Below are 17556 nucleotides of genomic sequence, written 5' to 3' on the forward strand. Positions count from 1 at the left end.
GGTTCTAAAGATGTAAATTCTGCCTGTGTAGAATTACTAGCTTTTGCTGCTACTGTAATTAAATCATTATCAACCTTAAAAAACTCAACAAAACTTTGCAGCGAGTCCGACAACTTTTGTAAATTGGCAGGTACAGGTGGTTCTAGTACATCTGACTCATCTTCAGATAGCTCATAATCATCGCATACTCTAGTTTTCGCTTTTAACCAAGCCAAATATAAAACCCGGCAATCACCTTGTAGTAATTCATCTCTCAGTGATGCTAAATTAGACAGCCAACCCTCACCTTCTATCCAATCTTGATATTCTTCATCATTGATATTGATATCAAGAATTAGATAATTTGAAGTATTAGAAACAGAAATACAATCATCTACACAATATTGCTTAATCAAAGTAGCATCTACCAGTTTTTTCGGCAACCGAAATAAAAGCTGTCGAGTTCCCCAGTTAGCCATGTACAACATGACATCAAAACACTTTTCTAACAAATCTTGGGGATTGCCCCGAAAGTCACCGTAACTATAAGTGAAAGCTGCTTTTGTTGGTGATAATTCCACTCGACTAGAAAGACTTTCAATGTAACTTTGTTCAGTTTTTGTTAATATTCTATCTAAAGCTTGAAATTCATAATACTGGTATTCACTCATAATTATCCTCTTTTATTAAGTGGGCATGGGGCATTGGGCATTGGGCATTGGGCATTGGGCATTGGGTATATCTTAATTGTTCATGTCCTATTCTCGATATTAACAAATAATCTATTCATAAATAAATCCAAAAATTAAATCGAATTGCTATATAGGGCTTGCTGAAAAAGTCTCTCCGTTAGGGCTAGGAGTCAGGAGTCAGGAGTCAGGAGGAAGAATTAGAAGAAGAGAAGAATAGTCTTGAATCAGATCCAGTGATAGGTTTTTGGTTGTTTCAACGCTTATTCCTTGCACCTGATTCACCTCTTTAACCTTCCAACTCTTGATATATCTAAGTTTTAGCTTTATTCAGCAAGCCCTATATAGCCATCCTAGAAAAAAGTGAACAAAAATCATTCCATAAAACCCATAGTTAGCCTTCATGAATTATTTTATAAATCAAATCAGAACGCTATATGTTAACTTTAATTTTATATTAACTTTGATTTTAGAGAAAATTGTCCCTTGGGATTTGACATATAAATCATTTCTTCCAAACAGTCGAGGAGATAATTTTAGCATCTGCATCATCTAAATAAAAATCATAAACAGGTTCACCAGAAACTTCACAACGCAATGGTTCAATAATTTTAGTAAAAGGATTCCAAACTGCTGTGACAATCCGTTTCGCTTTCTTTCTTTGTAAAGAGAATTGAATATGTACCGTAGGTAAATGGATAATCATGGAACTGTGTAACCAAGCCTCTACACTCATTGTATAACGCTCCTTTACATCCAATAATTTTCTCTCTAACTCTTTATTTGTTGCTTCAATTCTTGCTAATTCCTTATCTTTATCGGCATCTATCAAACCTTTAGATTCTATCTTTCTAAGAATTTCGGCACTGATTGTGTTGTAATAATCCTTGAGTCGCTCTTCATCCCTAGTTCTTGCTCTAATTAATTTAGCTTGCCAATTTTCCAAGGTTTGACTAACTAGTATTTCGCTGCGGGTTTCAATTAAATTTAACAAATCAGCAATTGGTAGTGATAATTCTAAATCTTGTTCATCTACTGCAATTCTATCATCTTCCCAGAATAAAGCATTACCAATTTCTACTGGTGTTACTCCCGTTAATTCATTGATAATAAAGGAAACTAAACCAATTCTTTTCTCTTCGGCATTCGCTGTGTAAGCTACATTACATAAAATATAACGGGTGATTTCTGGTTTAGCATCAACAAATTTAATTAAGCCATTTTGGGCCACAAATCTTTCCGTAAGCAGCTTATCAAAATTCGTATTTTTGAGGTATCCATCATATTTAATACCTAATGCACTAACTTGTCCTGTAGTAGATAATAAATCAGATAATTTATTTAATACTTCGGAATGATAAGTAACAAAAACACTTTGAGATACATCAGCTTTTGTTGTAAACGTAACATCTTCTGGTAGGGATAGCAGTGACGCTAAATTTTCAGTTAGCAAAACATTCAAAGTGTGTTCACTAGCTGGTTCTGCGATACCATCATGTAACGCAATAATTTTTTCTAACGTGGAAATAATTGGATCTGATAACATCTGGGGATTGGGGATTGGGGATTTGAGAATAACTTAGTATAAAAGTGGTGGTAAAATACTAATTTCTAATCTTTAGTTACTGGTTCTCGAATATATTGTTTTCCATACTCTTCTCCACCTTGTTTTTGAGAACGAATAAAGCGACAGTACCCATTAAGACCTTTTTCAATCTGTGCTTCAATTTGATTTACCCAAGCTAATTGTTCTGTTGTGCAGAATCCAATCTTTTCAGCGATGATGAAAGCACTTTTAGTTTCTGCTAAAGATCCACGAGCAATATACATAAAACGTAAGCGGTCTAGATAGTGATAACGCCCATAGCCTTCAGCTATATTCAGTAATACACTACAGGATGCTCGGCGCAATTGATCAAATCTGAAAGACGATGTTCTAATTTTAAAGCTTCGTTTTTCCGGTTTTTAATTTCGGGAACATAATCATTATTCCTATATTTTTTGATTTTTCCCACAGAGAAAATAAGTTGTTATCTTCCCAACACCTTTGACAGTAATTTCCCCTCGTTCCTCAAATACAAACTCATCCTGTAAAAGTTCATAACTTGTCTTTGTCACCTGGATTTTACCTGGTATACCATGTGATTCCATTCTACTAGCAATATTCACACTATCACCCCAAATATCATAGACAAACTTTTTCGTACCTACAGCACTTCCCTCTGTTATGAGGTACAGTAACAGCAATTAGTAAACCAGTTTTTTAAATTGCGGCTTCCCTCGCTGCTTAGGTTGTAAATTCCCATCAGTTTCTTGTTGCAAAACCCAGTTTTTGGACTAGACTTTTACTAACAGAAAATATGGTTGCTACTTTCCGAATTGATATTTTCTGCTGAATATGTGCTGCAACTATTTTTTCTCGAAGATCGATTGAATATGCTTTCATAAGAAAATTATCTTTTTATTATTACTAACTGTACCTCATAACAGAGGAAAGTGCTGTATAATTTACATTCCCTTAAAGCCAACTTCCATGTCTTTTTCAATTATAATTTCTTCCGAAGTTATACTTTTTGGCAGTTGATTATAAATACCTATTTGATTGAGGATAATACCAAAAATAATGACACTACCTCCTATATACTGTGCTGTTGTGGGGACTGCTCCCAAAATCCAATAAGCAGATAAAATACCTGCAATTGGACTAAAAGAACTAGCTAAAGAAACATCAGAAGCAGTAGTCTTTTTCAGACCTTGAAACCATAATAGCTGACCACCGACAATAATAACTGCCCCATAAAATAACATCCATTGCCAAATAAAGGGGGATAAAACATCCATAAAGTGACTTATACCATATAATTTCATCACCACTATAAAGAAAATTAATGTACCTGCAAATGTACGAAAAATTGTAAATATTCCTAATGGAATTTGACGCAATTTAACTTTACTAATAATTGTAGAAATTGCCAAAGAAATTGCTCCTGCTGCTACCATAATTTCACCTTGTCCAATCATTAAGTTGGCACTCATATTAATTGTATTCGGTTGTGGAGGTTGAAGAATAATTGTCAAGATGACACCAATAAAAGAGATAACAGAGCCAGCCATAACCCAACTATTAACTTTTTCTTTGAGGAATATAATTGATAAAGCCAAAGCTAAAGGTGGTTCTATTCTTCCCACCAAGACAACATTATTAACAGTAGTTTTTTCCAATGCCATGAAAATTAGAGAAGGTGCTAATGCGCCTGAAAGAATTGCTACTCCTAGTAAACCTAGCCAGTCAGTAGCAGATAATTTATTGATAGTCCTAAAATTCCACTGCCGACCATAAATAACTATTAAAGTTAGTAAAGCACAAAGATTACCAACAAACAAAACGTTACAAAAAGAAATGGGATTTCTACCATCAATTAAATTCTGTGCGCCAATTTCTGTAAGTTTGCGTGTAATGGAGTTAGCAGCAGCAAAAATTAGGATAGCCAGAAGTAAATAGGTTCGTCCAGGATTGAATAACCTAGTGATATTGTTCACAAATTTTGACATTCTGGTTTTGGGTATAACAAAGGTAACATATCAGATAAAAGAATTTGCGAATCAGGAAACTCTAAAGGTGAAACCATTCGTAACCTTAACAATATTCGTTTTATAGATGTTATTCATAAGCACAATTTTTCTCAAGCAGATAAATAATGTTGCAGAACACTAACAGCAGCAGGTACACCATTTTCTGTCCTAACTTTCTCCCCTAATAATGCTGCTTGGGTTTGCATTTTTTCACTTTGTACTTCTACAAACGCACCTGTCAAACTTTCCACAGTTAGTTTTTGGTGAGGTAGAGGTTTTGTTCCCACTCTCAATTTCATCACAATATCAGCCCAAGAAGGTTGATCTCCAGCAAAAGGAATGGGAATATGGGGAATACCAGCACGAATCACAGCCGCAGTTGTTCCTGCACCGCAATGATGCACCGCAGCAGCTACGCGAGATAATAACCAAGCATGGGGAATGGAATTAATTTTAAAGATTGTATCTGGTAAATTACTATTACTAATCCCACTCCATCCTGTAACTAAAATCCCTCTTTCTCCTGTTCTTTGTAGTGCCTCTAAAACAATCTCTAGAGTTTTCGCTGCTGTTTCTCCTCCCATACTACCAAAACCAACATAAATAGGCGGTTTCCCCTTGGCTAAAAAATCAACTAAATCAGCAGGAGGAACAAAATTTGTCGGTGCATCTAAAAACCAATAACCTGTAGAATGAATTTCTGAAGGTAGATTTTTTGGTGTGGGAACAATAGCAGAACTAAAACCTCTTAACCAGGGAGTTTTCTGTTTTCTCATCCTTTGGAAATAAGACTTCCAAAAGGGTACAGGTTTAAAATTTAATACTTTTACTCGCCAATTATTGATAGGTTGACGGTAAATCTGCCAAAATAAAAACCAGATCAAATGATAACTGAAACGATTATACCAGCCACCCAAACGCTCTAAAACTGGCATTATTTTCAGCATCGGATATAAATTGGTGGGATAAGAGGGAAAAAGTTCTCCCCAAAAAAATGGCACGCCTAATTTTTGGGAAATATCTAAACCCCAATAAGCAATAGGTGAACCAATAATAGCATCCGCATCTTGACAAGCTACCCAGGCATCTCGTAAATTTGCATCCATGCAGGGATTAAATAATTCAGAGACGGTTTTGTATATTTTAAATAAGTTCTTCCCTGTATTTAATGCTGCTTGACCTGCTTCACTTTCTAACATTTCTTGTGGGTTCATACTCAATAGGGCAAACTCAAAGCCTAATTCTTTTACCCACGCTTCAAAATTGGCATGAGTGGCAATTTTGACTGTATATCCTACTTTTTTTAGTCCCAAACCCAAAGCTAGAAAAGGTTGGACATCACCACGAGAACCAAAGGCTAAAATTGTAATTCGCATTGTTGCTAAATCTGGCAATCGTAAAAAATTTTACATAACGCCATTGATTATATCTTTTTTGGTGAACTCAAGGCACAATAGTTACCCCAAGTCCCCAGTCCCCAATCCCTAAGCCTCAAAATCTTCACCGAAAATCTGTTCATCTAGTTCCTGAACTTGCTGATACTGGTCTTTAGCTTTCAACAAATTATCTGCCAATTGGTCAAAAGCTGTATCTAATTCAGGTTTTTTCTGATTTTTCAACCAAATCTCCATAACAATTTCACTAAAATCAAATTCATCATCTACATTCCCTAGAATTGTCTCAATCTCACCTACCACCAATTCAAACATATTGATTTTGTCATGTAATATTCGCAGAATATATTCTTCAATGCTGCCTTTTAAACAAAAGTTAAAAATAAATACATCCTGGGTTTGGCCAATGCGGTGAATACGACCAATGCGCTGTTCTATTTTCATAGGATTCCAAGGCAGATCATAATTTACGATCGCATTCGCAAACTGAATATTCCGCCCTTCTCCACCTGTTTCCGACGCTAACAGTACAGAAACAGTATCCCGAAAAGCTGCGATCGCTTCATCTTTGGCTTTTAAGGACATCCCTCCTTGAAATTCTGCAAAGGGAATATTGGCTGCTGACAGAGTTTTAGCTAAATATTCACTGGTGGCTTTGTGAGTAGTGAAAACCAATGTTTTCTGACTAGATTTGGACAGCATTTCTACCAATACTCGCGCTTTCTCCACCTGCTTCATCTGTGCTGCACGTTTAGCTAAAGACTTCAATTCTTCATCATCAGGTATGCGTTTAGTCAATTGTTTGAGAGAGTCAGCCAAAGCACCAGGGGAAGAACCAGCCCGCATTAACAAATTAGTTCGAGAAAGTCTGTCTAACTTATCTTCAGAAGAACGCAGATAATCACTCAAATCTTGGTAAAGTTTCTGTTCACCCGCCGCAGGTGCCACCGTAATTGTAGTAGCAAATCGTTTTGGTAACTTCACATCTACCAAAGCGCGGGTATTGCGTACCATCACTTCCCGCATCAAGGAACGCAGTTTTTCTGGATTTTTGGGAATACGTCCATTTCTGGAATCAACGTATTCTTTTTTAAACGCAGCTTCTGTTTGCAATAAACCTGGTTTCAGTAGAGTCAGGAGATTGAATAGTTCAATCAGCGAATTCTGGACTGGGGTTGCAGTCAGCATGAGGATAAACCGCTTGTTAAGGGCGTTTACCAACTTCCAGTTAAGAGTCGTGCGATTTTTGAGGTGGTGTGCTTCATCAACAACTACCAAGTCCCAGGTGCGACCGGTGACATGAGAAAAATGCTTGGCAGATTTAGCCGTGTTGAGTGAAGCAATAATGCGGGGATTTTGCGTCCAAAAATCTTCTAGGGGTTGTTGGGGGTCACGGTTATCTGTGGTAATAGTGGCAATGTTAAATTTTTCACTTAATTCTAATTGCCACTGAGAAACCAGGGATGCGGGAGTGAGTACGAGTAGGGACTGTACCATGCCTCTAGCTAAATACTCAGCACAGATAATTCCGGCTTCAACGGTTTTGCCCAAACCCACTTCATCTGCTAATAATGCCCGTCCACCCAGTTGTCTCAGAACCTTGCGGGCTGTTTCAATTTGATACCAATATTTGTCAATAGCAGTGAGGGTGGGAAGGCACACTAACTGGTCATAGTCTGCCATGACCGATAGTTTAAATAGGTCTAGACGTGCTTCGTAAAAGTCCAGGCGATCGTATTTACCTGCTTTGAGTGCTTCTAAGGCTGTGGAGGAGTTAAATTTAAATGTATAATTTTGATTCATGATGCACCCAGTGTGAATACTTTTGATCGGAAGAGACAGGGCGGAAGGGAGCTTTTTAGTAGGGGGAACAAACCCTTTCCCCCAACGCGCTTTTCGGTGCGGAACATGGGTACAAGCCCCGTTCTTCTAAGACACTTATACGGTGCGGAGTCCAAACCTGTCCCGGTCTTCCCCCTGCCCCTTTTCCTTTTAGCTTAAACAGTAGAAGCCTCTCACCTACCCGATGGGGAGGTGATGAGATGAATATGCGTGAGTGACGAATTGACCAACTGTTATAATCGATTTTCAATCAATCACCATAAAAACAACGCAAGAGCCAATATTTTTAAATCTAGAAGTATCCTGGAATTATAACTCATTCTATCTTATCGCGAGGTCTTATGACTCTAACTAAAACCCGACTCACCTTTGATCAATTCCTCAACTACGACTTCCCCGAAGAAGGTCGCTATGAACTTGTAAATGGAGAAATCATGCGGATACAAGCAACCAGAAAACATGATAATTTAGCAGATTTTCTCACTAGAAAATTAGACCAGGAAGTTGAACGTCTGAATCTCAATTACAGAGTCTCTGGAAGAATTTCCATTAGAACTGTAACAACCAGCGGTAAAGAACAAGGTCGTGTTCCTGATGTTAGCGTAGTAGATAAAAACCTCTGGGATGCTAACTTATCCGCTTATACTGCCTTTATTGAACCATTACAATTAGCGGTAGAAATAGTTTCCACAAATTGGGAAGATGACTATATAGATAAACTAGAAGAATATCAACGTTTAGGGATTTCTGAATATTGGATAGTTGATTATTTAGCTATTGGTAGTCGTAATTATTTAGGTAATCCTAAAGAACCAACAATTTTTGTATATATTCTCAATGAACAAGGTATTTATCAACCAAACGCTTATCGAGATACAGATATAATTATATCTCCAACTTTTCCAGAATTAAATATTACAGTTGATCAAGTTTTTGCAGCATAGATACAATTTCACGACTGAACTAACATTAGAACCAATTCGCGCTGATTCTGTGAGTTTTTTTTGCGGACAGATAACCTAATTCTGCATATAGAATTTCAGACTTTACCAAAGTCTAGAACACCTTTAGATTTCCGAATGCTAGATTATTCTGTCAGGTTAAAACGTTAATATAAATGTCCTGTCATTCAGGTATTAATATTTTTACAACAAACTGATAACGAAGTAGCTTTTACAGAGAAATTTAGAGATGAAACAACCAGACATCGCTATCGTGTAATCAGGATGTGGGAGCAAGATTGGTGCATTATTTCTAAATAGGGCTTGCTGAATAAGTCTAGAAATTGAATCTGGGTGTCACAGGGATTGAAAAATTAAGAGTTGGGGAATTAGTTTTCAAATGTACGCGGTTATTTTTGGTGAAAATGCAAGGGTTTTCAATATCTTTGCTCAATAATCTTGCACTTGTTTGGTCAGAAAAAACTGTAACCCTTTATCTGGCAACGCTTTTACATTCTTTCAGCAAGCCCTAAATAATCCGGCATTATTACCACTTGCATCACTGACACGCACCAATTTACCATTTATATTATTAGGGCAAGTTGCTGAAAAAATTGCTAAAATTCCTAATAGGGAAGAAAGACAAAATATAGCAGGGTGTACAGAGATTTTAGCGGGATTGAAATTTGAAAAAGATGTTATTCGCCAATTTTTACGCGAGGATATTATGCAAGAGTCAGTAATTTATCAGGACATTTTACAAAAGGGTAAAAAAAAAGAAGCTGTCAAATGGATTACCAGTTTTCTCAATTATCGCTTTGGTGACGTTAATTCATCACTAATAGCCGAAATTCAGGTATTATCTTTACCAAAATTAGAAGCCATGAGAAACGTTTTATTTAATTTTGCAACATTAGCAGATTTGGAAGTTTGGTTAAAACAACAATAATCGTCAGTTTTAAATCTTGCTAACAATTCCTCGCGGGATTGAAGTAATCGCGGCAGTCCCTACCCTCAATGTACTCATAGGGTAGGGGTTAGATCGGGTTATTGCAGCAAAAGACATGAAAAAATTAATGTTGTTTATCAAAAAATTGCTTAACGCCATATGTGAAGTATTGTATCCCCTACAGTTACCAAAACTGTAACGCTGATCAAATTTCCCCCTGCTCAGGACTATTCTAGGTAAGTACAACAGGGCAAACATCTGTGAGGATTTAGTAATGTCTTACCCGATTCCGTCCAAAACGTGGCAGCGAGTCAGTATTTTAACACTCCTATTATTAATACCAACAGTAGGAATTGCCGTTTTAAATCAGTCTCTGACAAAAGCAATTCCCACCAATTCAACCATCTCAGCCAACTCCATTTTACCCAATCACCCTAACTACCAAGCACTTCAGGCATTAGTTAATAATTATAGTTGTGTCGCTTCCGTCCCCAACTTTGGCACTCTTCCCCTCACCCGCACAGAATTTGCTACAGTCTTGAATACTTGTTCACAGCGCATCAATGAACTCATAGCAAATAACCCCACCACAGTTGCCCAAACAGATATACAAACCCTACAACGCTTACAAAAAGAATTTGCCCCAGAATTAGCAATTCTCAACAATCCCCAAGATGCAGATAAATTAGAAGCTCGTAGTAATATCGCTCCCATTCAACCTAGCAGAGAACGCATTCAAGACCAATCTATCCGTAAGACTAAACCATCCGGCGTAGTTATTGCACCTCCTCTGAATTTCCCAGCGAGTTCACCTGTTATTAATCAGTCCCTTGATCGTCGCAGTAGCCCTAAACTCACAGTTGGGGGTGGTGTTCGTGGTATGGTTGCCCCCGAACCCCAAACAGGTGGCAAATTCAACACCGAAAACTATAACCGCATTGACGATAATCCCTTTCATCGTGTTGGTAACGAACCTCTTTCTACCTTTTCCATAGATGTAGATACAGCAGCTTACAGTAATATGCGCCGGTTTATTACTCAAGGACAATTACCACCCAAAGATGCCGTGCGGATAGAGGAATTAATCAACTACTTCCCCTATAATTATCCTCAACCTACAGGAAATAGACCCTTTTCCGTCACCACTGAAGTTACTGCTGCTCCCTGGAATCCCCAACACAAATTAGTACAGGTAGGTTTGCAAGGTAAACGCTTAGAGAGTGAAACCTTACCACCTAGCAACTTGGTATTTCTGATTGATGTCTCCGGTTCTATGGGTGAACCCGATAAATTACCCTTGGTGCAACAGTCTTTAAAATTGCTAGTCAATAAACTACGTCCTGAAGACAGGGTAAGTTTAGTAGTTTATGCAGGAAATGCGGGTGTCGTCTTACCTGCTACCCCTGGAAATCAAAAAACGAAAATTCTAGCAGCCATTGACCGCTTACAGGCTGGAGGCTCTACTGCTGGTGGTCAGGGGATTGAATTAGCTTACAAAATCGCCAAACAAAACTTCCTCAAATCTGGTAATAACAGAGTAATTTTAGCTACCGATGGAGATTTTAATGTCGGGGTTTCTAGTGATGCTGAATTGACTAGATTAATTGAACAGAAGCGAGACCAGGGAATTTTCCTGACAGTGCTGGGATTTGGTACTGGCAACTATAAAGATGGCAAAATGGAACAACTAGCTGATAAGGGTAATGGTAACTACGCCTATATTGATACCTTATTGGAAGCTAAAAAAGTCCTAGTTAATGACATTCGGGGAACTCTATTTACCATTGCCAAGGATGTGAAAATTCAGGTGGAATTTAATCCGGCTAAAGTCCAAGCATACCGCTTAATTGGCTATGAAAATCGCCTGTTGCAAAACCAAGATTTCAATGATGATAAAAAAGATGCAGGGGAAATTGGCGCTGGTCATTCGGTGACTGCACTGTATGAAATTATTCCTACTGGTACGAAGAGTGATGTGAAATTACCAGAGGTAGATCCTTTGCGGTATCAGCGTTCTGGTATAACTGCGACCAATACTGCCGATAATGAGATGATGTTAGTGAAACTCCGTTATAAATCACCCCAAGATAGTACCAGTCAATTGATTACTCAGACTATCAAAGATAGTGAATTCAACCCTAATCAAACACCATCGACTAATTTGAGATTTGCTGCGGCGATCGCCACTTTTGGCATGATCCTCCGTGATTCTGAGTACAAGGGGAATGCTAACTATGATTTGGTGATCAAATTGGCAACTCAAGGTCAGGGGGAAGATCAGGAAGGTTATCGGGGTGAGTTTATTCGCTTAGTGGAGCAATCTAGGGAGTTGATGACCAGGAAGTGATGCAATACTGCTCGGTTAAGGAAATAAAGGAGGCTGAATCCCTTAGAATATCGTTGTCTATAAAGCCCTAACCGAATAGTAAGTAGTGGTGCCAAATAAATTGTATATTTTGAACAATTCTCTCTCAAATATCAATTTAAAGTATTCGCTCAATAAATGGGGGCGGACTACCTATTCAGGAACGATTTTATGCCATTTTAGGCTTGTCATTAAACAATTTACCCCGGATTATTGAGCGGTTACAATTTAAAAATATGCTGAGAAACCTAACTATTCATAACTTTAAATCTTGGCAAAATACTGGACAAATGCCATTAGCATCCTTAACAGGATTATTTGGGAATAATAGTTCAGGAAAAACTGGAATTATTCAACTATTATTAATGCTGAAACAAACTGTTGAATCAGCGGACTGTCAACGAGTATTGCATACAGGAGATGAGCAAACTTATATTGATTTAGGGACAATTTATGATGTCATATATCAGCATCAAATCCCCGGAGAACTAGCTTTTTCCTTAACTTGGGACTTACCAGAATATCTGAATATTATTAATCCCGAAGGAGAATTAGATGATATTATATTTTCCATTCCATCTTTATCATTTAATGCCAACATTGCAGTTACAGCAGAAAATCTGGCTGTAAAAAGCATGACTTATAGTTTTGATTATGAAAATAAAAATTATCTGTTTGGAATCGAGCAACAAGATAATCAGAATCAAAGTGAATATAAATTATTATCTCAAGGTTACACTGTAAAGCACATTAAAGGTAAAGCATGGCCACTACCAAAACCCATTAAAAGTTATGGGTTTCCAAATCAGATAAATTCCTATTATCAAAATACCGCTTTTTTGGCAGATTTTGTATTAGCCTTTGAAGGACTTTTTCAAAATATTTATTATCTTGGACCCTTGCGAGATTATCCACGTCGTAGCTACGCATGGGCTGGATATCAACCACAGGATGTAGGCAAAAAAGGAGAACAAGTTATTGCGGCTTTATTAGCTTCCAGAACCAGAGATAAAGAGGAAAAAATAGAACAGTGTGTAGCAGAATGGTTACGTCAATTAGGATTAATTTATGATTTTCAATTAAAACCAATTGCCGAAAATCGTCAAGAATATGAATTACGTGTGCGTCGCACTCCTACTTCTTCTGAAGTGTTAATTACAGATGTAGGTTTTGGTGTTTTTCAAATCTTACCAGTTTTAGTGCTTTGCTATTATGCCCCCAAAGGTTCAACATTGATTTTTGAACAGCCAGAAATTCATTTACATCCATCAGTACAAGTCGGTTTGGCAGACGTATTTATTGATATCATTAAAACTAGAAATATGCAAATAATTATCGAAACTCATAGTGAACATTTACTGCGGAGGTTACAAAGACGTATGGCTGAAGCTGAACTCCAAGAAAAAGACGCTGCATTGTACTTTTGTCAATTAAATGAACAAGGAAACTCCCAATTAATTCCTTTAGAATTAGATGCTTATGGCAATATTAATAATTGGCCTATAGGATTTTTTGGTGATGAAATGGGTGAATTACTAGCAATGACAGAAGCAGCTATCAAACGCCAAAAGGGGAGTCAGTCACAATAATCTAGTTAACAGGTAACACAAAAATCACTTGTGTAATAAATTTTGTCGCATTACTTATTGCATCAAGTTATTCATAGCAATTTATCAGCATATTTTCCTAACCACACCTGCAAAGCATTTTCGTCAATTTCTCCAGATGCTAAACCCTCCATCACTAATACTATCTCCGGCTCTGGTGCGTTAAAACCATGACCATTCAACCCCAAAAAAACATACATTGCCATAAAAGCTGTTCGCTTATTCCCATCCATAAAGGGATGATTTTTACACAAAGCAAAACCATAAGCCGCCGCCAATCGAGAGAGCGAAACCTCCGACTGATAAGAAAACTTATGCCGGGGACGGGCTAAACTCGCTGCTAATAACGGGCTATCTCTCACCCCAGATAACCCACCATACTGAGAAATCAAATCTTCATGGATAGCAAGCACCATCTGTTCCGTTAGCCAAGTTGGTTCATTCACTTGGCCAGTTCCTTCAATGCCTGACGAAACTTCTGGCTACCTTGCCGATAGATGGCCATTGCTTTCTCAAACTCAGGATCATAAGGACTAAGTTGGAGTCCATGTTCAGTTTCCGTCACAAATACGGTATCTCCTTCCGAAAGATTGAGTTTTTCTAACAACTCCTTAGAAAAAGTCACCCCTACTGAATTACCAATTTTGCGTAACTTTAAGGTTTGGATCATTAAACTTTCGCCAATGTAATTACGAGTGTAACTACTATCTTAGCCTTAAATTCCCAATTCTGCAACTCCCTATGGCTTAGTCCACGCTCCGTAGGAATCGCTATTCCTGTGAGTCCTAATTTTTAGGTGATCGCACTTAACCTACAAGATCAGCGATCGCAGAAATTTTATCAAATAAAATATTGAGTTTCTTTCGGTAAACTAATCTACAACAGCGGTGATCACCCTTACGAGATCAGTGAACTGCTTGCAGCAGCGCTAGTTCCCTCCGGGACGCTTCGCGAACGCTATCGCACTAACCACTAACTTTTTTAGCTTCTTGATTTTTTTTATACATTTCAAGAAAAAGGTATTTCCAAAAAGAATCTTCTAAATTTTGTATTTCAAAGTATCGTAATGGAGTATTTTTAAGATATTCTAAAGTTTCGTGATGTCTAGCAGCAACACGGCAACCATTATAACCTCCACCATTAATGAATTGTAGTTCATTAAGAAACCTAGAATCCAGTGGAGATAAACTACTGTCAATAGAATGAAATCTTAAGCAATTAGTTGGACTTATAGGAAAATAGAATTCAGGTTCCCAAGTATTATATAAAACTGGGGAACCACTAATAACATATTCGTATTCTTTATCTAATGATTTTGGACTAACACTACTTAATGTTAAATTATTAAGTTTTCGGATTAAAAATTGAATACCTGTAAACAGATTAGCATGAATATGTTTAATAGAATCCTCTCCTAACATTTTATCTAAATATTTAAAATACGACCAACACGGGTCATTTTTGAGGTCATGTAAAGAGATTTTTTTTTGCTTATCAAAATCATGGATTTCTTGTTTAAATTCTAAATACTCTTTTTTGTAAGCTTCAAAGATTTCAGAATACGAAATTGATTGATTTCTGATTCCGATACATCTAAGCCACTGAAATGCCATGAATTCATTAATTTTTTCTCGTTCCTGAAAGTTCAAGTTTTCTACACCATTTTTAATAATTGAGGCTATTATAAATGGAGATTGGTCATCGATCTTTTTAAACCATGAATCATAATTTTCTTCATTAGTTGTGAAATATTTATTTTGTTCAAATGTTCTATTTATGGGATTTGATTTTATTGTAAGTTGATTATTGATGTGAAGAATGACAAATATTTTATTTTTCTTTTTTGATGAAGAAAAGTTTCTGAGTAATGCCTGGGTTACAAAATGTTGATGATCTGTCATACATTAAAACACGATGTTTAGTTCAATTAAATTATAACTTAAAAAAAATTGGTGGTGAGTGCGATTGCTGATCTTGTAGGGTGCATTAATGAAATGTAATGCACCTTTTGATTATTTGTAAGAGAATTAAATTTTGTTCGCTACGCTACACTAACATACGCTAAGTAATACCAGATAATCCCATTAAAGATGCTTCCATAAATTTATATGAAGAAGATGTCAGGCTAGATTTGGAATCATAAAATATGTCATAGTTTTTGTAGAGTTAATTGTGACATTTGTAAAACACGGTCATTCCAATTACCAAGTTCTTGATTTACCTGATTTCTAGCTTCTTTATCGTTCCAGATTTGCTCCCATTTAAACAACCAACGGGTCAAAAACCGTCCTAAATTCGCTAATTCAAAAGCATAATCAAATTCTACATCTGGGGCTATCCATTCAATAAAATACATTGTCTCTCTAATCAAATTTTTGACGACATCATTATTACCGTCTTGTAATAACCCCTGAATTTGTTTTAAGTGGTTGGTTAAATTGTTTAACCTGAGACAAACATCATCTTTAATAAAGGTTTCTTGTTTATAAATTAAGTTAATCATGCTAAAAACTTCATAATAATTGCAGCAACTTGTTCTCTAATTTTAGCGTCCAGAATATTCCTATGTCTGGCTGAACGCGATTCCTAGGTCGCGCTAGTTCCCTCCGGGACGCAATGCGTTCGCTATCGCCTCCATTCCCAAACGTTTTAATACCTGTAATACACTATAAAGCTCATTATCAGGATTTACCAAAGAAAACAGCCGTGAATTAGCATATTTATGTTCCAATACCTTTAAAAATAAAAACTCATTACCATTGGTAATCATGCCAAAGGTTGGTAGCACAGTTTCCTCATTACTCAACATATAAGCCAAAGCTTGAGGAATTGCGCGTGTCACCGCAAAATCACTCCGTTTTGATTCAATTACCAACAACCAAAGCCGATTTTTTAACACCAAAACATCAATCCGCCCCCGAATAATCGTTCCTTCATCCTCCATTTCTAAAGCCACACCCGTTTCTGTTTCAATCCTAAACGGTTTATGATAAAAACCAGCTAAATCTAACAAGGGCGCAAGTATCACCATCTTCACCGTATTTTCTAGCATTGGAGGATCATCCATCAATTCTAAAAAATTAGCCTTCACCCGCTCTAATAAATGTTGCTCTTCTTTGTTCAAAGCCTCAAGCCCATCCAACCACTCAGGAAAAAAAGTAGCATCTTGAACGATTTGAATGCCAAAATTTTGCTTTAATTCCCGTAGCGTCACATCCTGGTCTGCAATAGACTGAACCATCTTGATATTTCTCCTGACGAAATTTTAAGCTCAAGTGTACAGAAAAAGCTATTAAGCCTGAAACCTTTACTTCCGTATTTCTCACGAATAATGTAATCGTAATTTGTATAACCCGGATAGAGAATCGGTTTCAGGCATTTTTTACGGGGTTGACTTTTGATATAGTGTGAAACTCCAGAATCCAGATTTTATAAGGGTTTGAGAATTTTGGTGAGAAATCCGGGTAGTCTAACTAAATTTTAGTTTAAACTAGTATCGCCGCGCATCAACAACCTACAAAACTAATTAGTAAATCATAGTATAAATCAAATCAACTGTTTTCAGTTAAGATTATAGATAGGGTAAATTGGGAAGTTTGATATGACAGTACATCAAAAGTTTAGTCAACTTACTAAAGATTTACCCCTTAGACAGAACAGCAAAGTTTGCCAATCAATTGCTAATCAAATAGCTAAAAGAAAAGAAGAAATGAACTAGCTGAATTACGTCAAGCTTTTAAAATATCTCAATCTCAATTAATGGATTTATAGGAGAAAAAATGTCTAATCATTCTGGTAGTTATATGCTAAATGAAATCTTGGAGTTAATGGAACAAGAACAGATTTTTGGTTGGTTAGGCAAAGAGAAAACCCAATCTCTTGTTAGAAATATTACTAACACTGCGTGTCGAAAATATGACTGTAATAGTGGAGAAATTTTAGAGAATTTTACAGATCGCTTTGAGTTATGCTATGGCTGTCTTGCAGATAGCAAAGACCTTGAAAACGGACTTTGTGAAGTGTGTCGAAATGATATGGGATAGATTTAAAAAGAGGCAAGGGAGCCGGCGGATGTTCAGACGGGTATGTCAACAATAAAGCTCATGTGTTGACATTGTGTATACGATTATCTATAATAGGCGTAATGGTAGGGTGTTGATTTTGATGAAATTTCCCCGTTTTTAGTTCATGCAAATTTTGTGTCCATGTGAACGCAA

The 17556-nt window shown here is 36.9% G+C and carries 16 protein-coding genes and 2 pseudogenes; 6 read left to right on the top strand and 12 right to left on the bottom strand.

The genetic code is table 11. The features are described from left to right. The 7 genes and pseudogenes from FJR11_RS22090 to FJR11_RS22120 all read right to left on the bottom strand — a co-directional run. Positions 1-650, bottom strand: a pseudogene (locus tag FJR11_RS22090) (hypothetical protein); the annotation flags it as partial. Between the two features lie 523 nt (positions 651-1173). Next, positions 1174-2214, bottom strand: coding sequence for a hypothetical protein (locus FJR11_RS22095; RefSeq protein ID WP_168507647.1), 1041 nt, complete (start codon positions 2212-2214; stop codon positions 1174-1176). 65 nt (positions 2215-2279) lie between these two features. Then, a complete protein-coding gene (locus FJR11_RS22100) occupies positions 2280-2579 on the bottom strand; it encodes a four helix bundle protein (protein WP_174763171.1) in 300 nt (99 codons plus the stop codon). Between the two features lie 81 nt (positions 2580-2660). Then, a complete protein-coding gene (locus FJR11_RS22105; RefSeq protein WP_168507649.1) occupies positions 2661-2915 on the bottom strand; it encodes an adenylate/guanylate cyclase domain-containing protein in 255 nt (84 codons plus the stop codon). Positions 2916-3176: 261 nt separating this feature from the next. Then, entirely contained in the window at positions 3177-4208 is a 1032-nt protein-coding gene (locus FJR11_RS22110; protein ID WP_371416827.1) for a DMT family transporter, read from the bottom strand. A gap of 143 nt (positions 4209-4351) precedes the next feature. Then, positions 4352-5617, bottom strand: a complete 1266-nt coding sequence (locus FJR11_RS22115; protein ID WP_168507651.1) for a glycosyltransferase — start codon at positions 5615-5617, stop codon at positions 4352-4354. A gap of 108 nt (positions 5618-5725) precedes the next feature. Continuing rightward, positions 5726-7438 carry a DEAD/DEAH box helicase gene (locus tag FJR11_RS22120; protein WP_168507653.1) on the bottom strand — a complete coding sequence of 571 codons (1713 nt, stop codon included), beginning with the start codon at positions 7436-7438 and terminating at the stop codon, positions 5726-5728. A gap of 380 nt (positions 7439-7818) precedes the next feature. Between FJR11_RS22120 and FJR11_RS22125 the strand changes: the two genes are divergently transcribed. The 5 genes and pseudogenes from FJR11_RS22125 to FJR11_RS22140 all read left to right on the top strand — a co-directional run bounded on the left by FJR11_RS22125 (position 7819) and on the right by FJR11_RS22140 (position 13321). Then, the gene (locus tag FJR11_RS22125) at positions 7819-8421 is read left to right on the top strand and encodes a Uma2 family endonuclease (protein ID WP_168507655.1); all 603 of its coding nucleotides are present in this window, start codon (positions 7819-7821) and stop codon (positions 8419-8421) included. Further along, positions 8390-8718 (top strand): annotated as a pseudogene (locus tag FJR11_RS23680) (hypothetical protein); the annotation flags it as partial. The gene FJR11_RS22125 and the pseudogene FJR11_RS23680, both read left to right, overlap by 32 nt. Positions 8719-8887: 169 nt before the next feature. Beyond that, positions 8888-9367 (top strand): DUF4351 domain-containing protein, encoded by a 480-nt coding sequence (locus tag FJR11_RS22130; RefSeq protein WP_168507657.1) that lies wholly within the window; start codon positions 8888-8890, stop codon positions 9365-9367. Between the two features lie 274 nt (positions 9368-9641). Further along, on the top strand, positions 9642-11714 hold the full coding sequence (locus tag FJR11_RS22135; RefSeq protein WP_168507659.1) for a VWA domain-containing protein: 2073 nt from the start codon (positions 9642-9644) through the stop codon (positions 11712-11714). Between the two features lie 203 nt (positions 11715-11917). Next, complete coding sequence (locus tag FJR11_RS22140; protein WP_217358261.1) at positions 11918-13321, top strand: DUF3696 domain-containing protein; 1404 nt, start codon at positions 11918-11920, stop codon at positions 13319-13321. Between the two features lie 71 nt (positions 13322-13392). On the opposite strand, the gene FJR11_RS22145 is transcribed toward FJR11_RS22140, so the two are convergent. The 5 genes from FJR11_RS22145 to FJR11_RS22165 all read right to left on the bottom strand — a co-directional run bounded on the left by FJR11_RS22145 (position 13393) and on the right by FJR11_RS22165 (position 16580). Further along, the gene (locus FJR11_RS22145; RefSeq protein WP_168507663.1) at positions 13393-13785 is read right to left on the bottom strand and encodes a type II toxin-antitoxin system death-on-curing family toxin; all 393 of its coding nucleotides are present in this window, start codon (positions 13783-13785) and stop codon (positions 13393-13395) included. After that, positions 13782-14009: an AbrB/MazE/SpoVT family DNA-binding domain-containing protein gene (locus tag FJR11_RS22150; RefSeq protein WP_016953657.1), complete on the bottom strand. Its 228-nt coding sequence runs from the start codon at positions 14007-14009 to the stop codon at positions 13782-13784. Before FJR11_RS22150 ends, FJR11_RS22145 begins: the two co-directional genes overlap by 4 nt. 295 nt (positions 14010-14304) lie before the next feature. Beyond that, positions 14305-15240 carry a DUF4238 domain-containing protein gene (locus FJR11_RS22155; RefSeq protein WP_168507665.1) on the bottom strand — a complete coding sequence of 312 codons (936 nt, stop codon included), beginning with the start codon at positions 15238-15240 and terminating at the stop codon, positions 14305-14307. A gap of 248 nt (positions 15241-15488) precedes the next feature. After that, positions 15489-15842: a hypothetical protein gene (locus tag FJR11_RS22160; protein ID WP_168507667.1), complete on the bottom strand. Its 354-nt coding sequence runs from the start codon at positions 15840-15842 to the stop codon at positions 15489-15491. 93 nt (positions 15843-15935) lie between these two features. Continuing rightward, positions 15936-16580 (bottom strand): type I restriction enzyme HsdR N-terminal domain-containing protein, encoded by a 645-nt coding sequence (locus tag FJR11_RS22165; RefSeq protein ID WP_168507669.1) that lies wholly within the window; start codon positions 16578-16580, stop codon positions 15936-15938. Between the two features lie 538 nt (positions 16581-17118). Between FJR11_RS22165 and FJR11_RS22170 the strand changes: the two genes are divergently transcribed. Further along, complete coding sequence (locus FJR11_RS22170; protein WP_168507672.1) at positions 17119-17382, top strand: hypothetical protein; 264 nt, start codon at positions 17119-17121, stop codon at positions 17380-17382. Positions 17383-17556 lie beyond the last annotated feature (174 nt).

Origin of the sequence: Anabaena sp. UHCC 0187 (assembly GCF_009712035.1) — a bacterium.
GTDB lineage: Bacteria > Cyanobacteriota > Cyanobacteriia > Cyanobacteriales > Nostocaceae > Dolichospermum.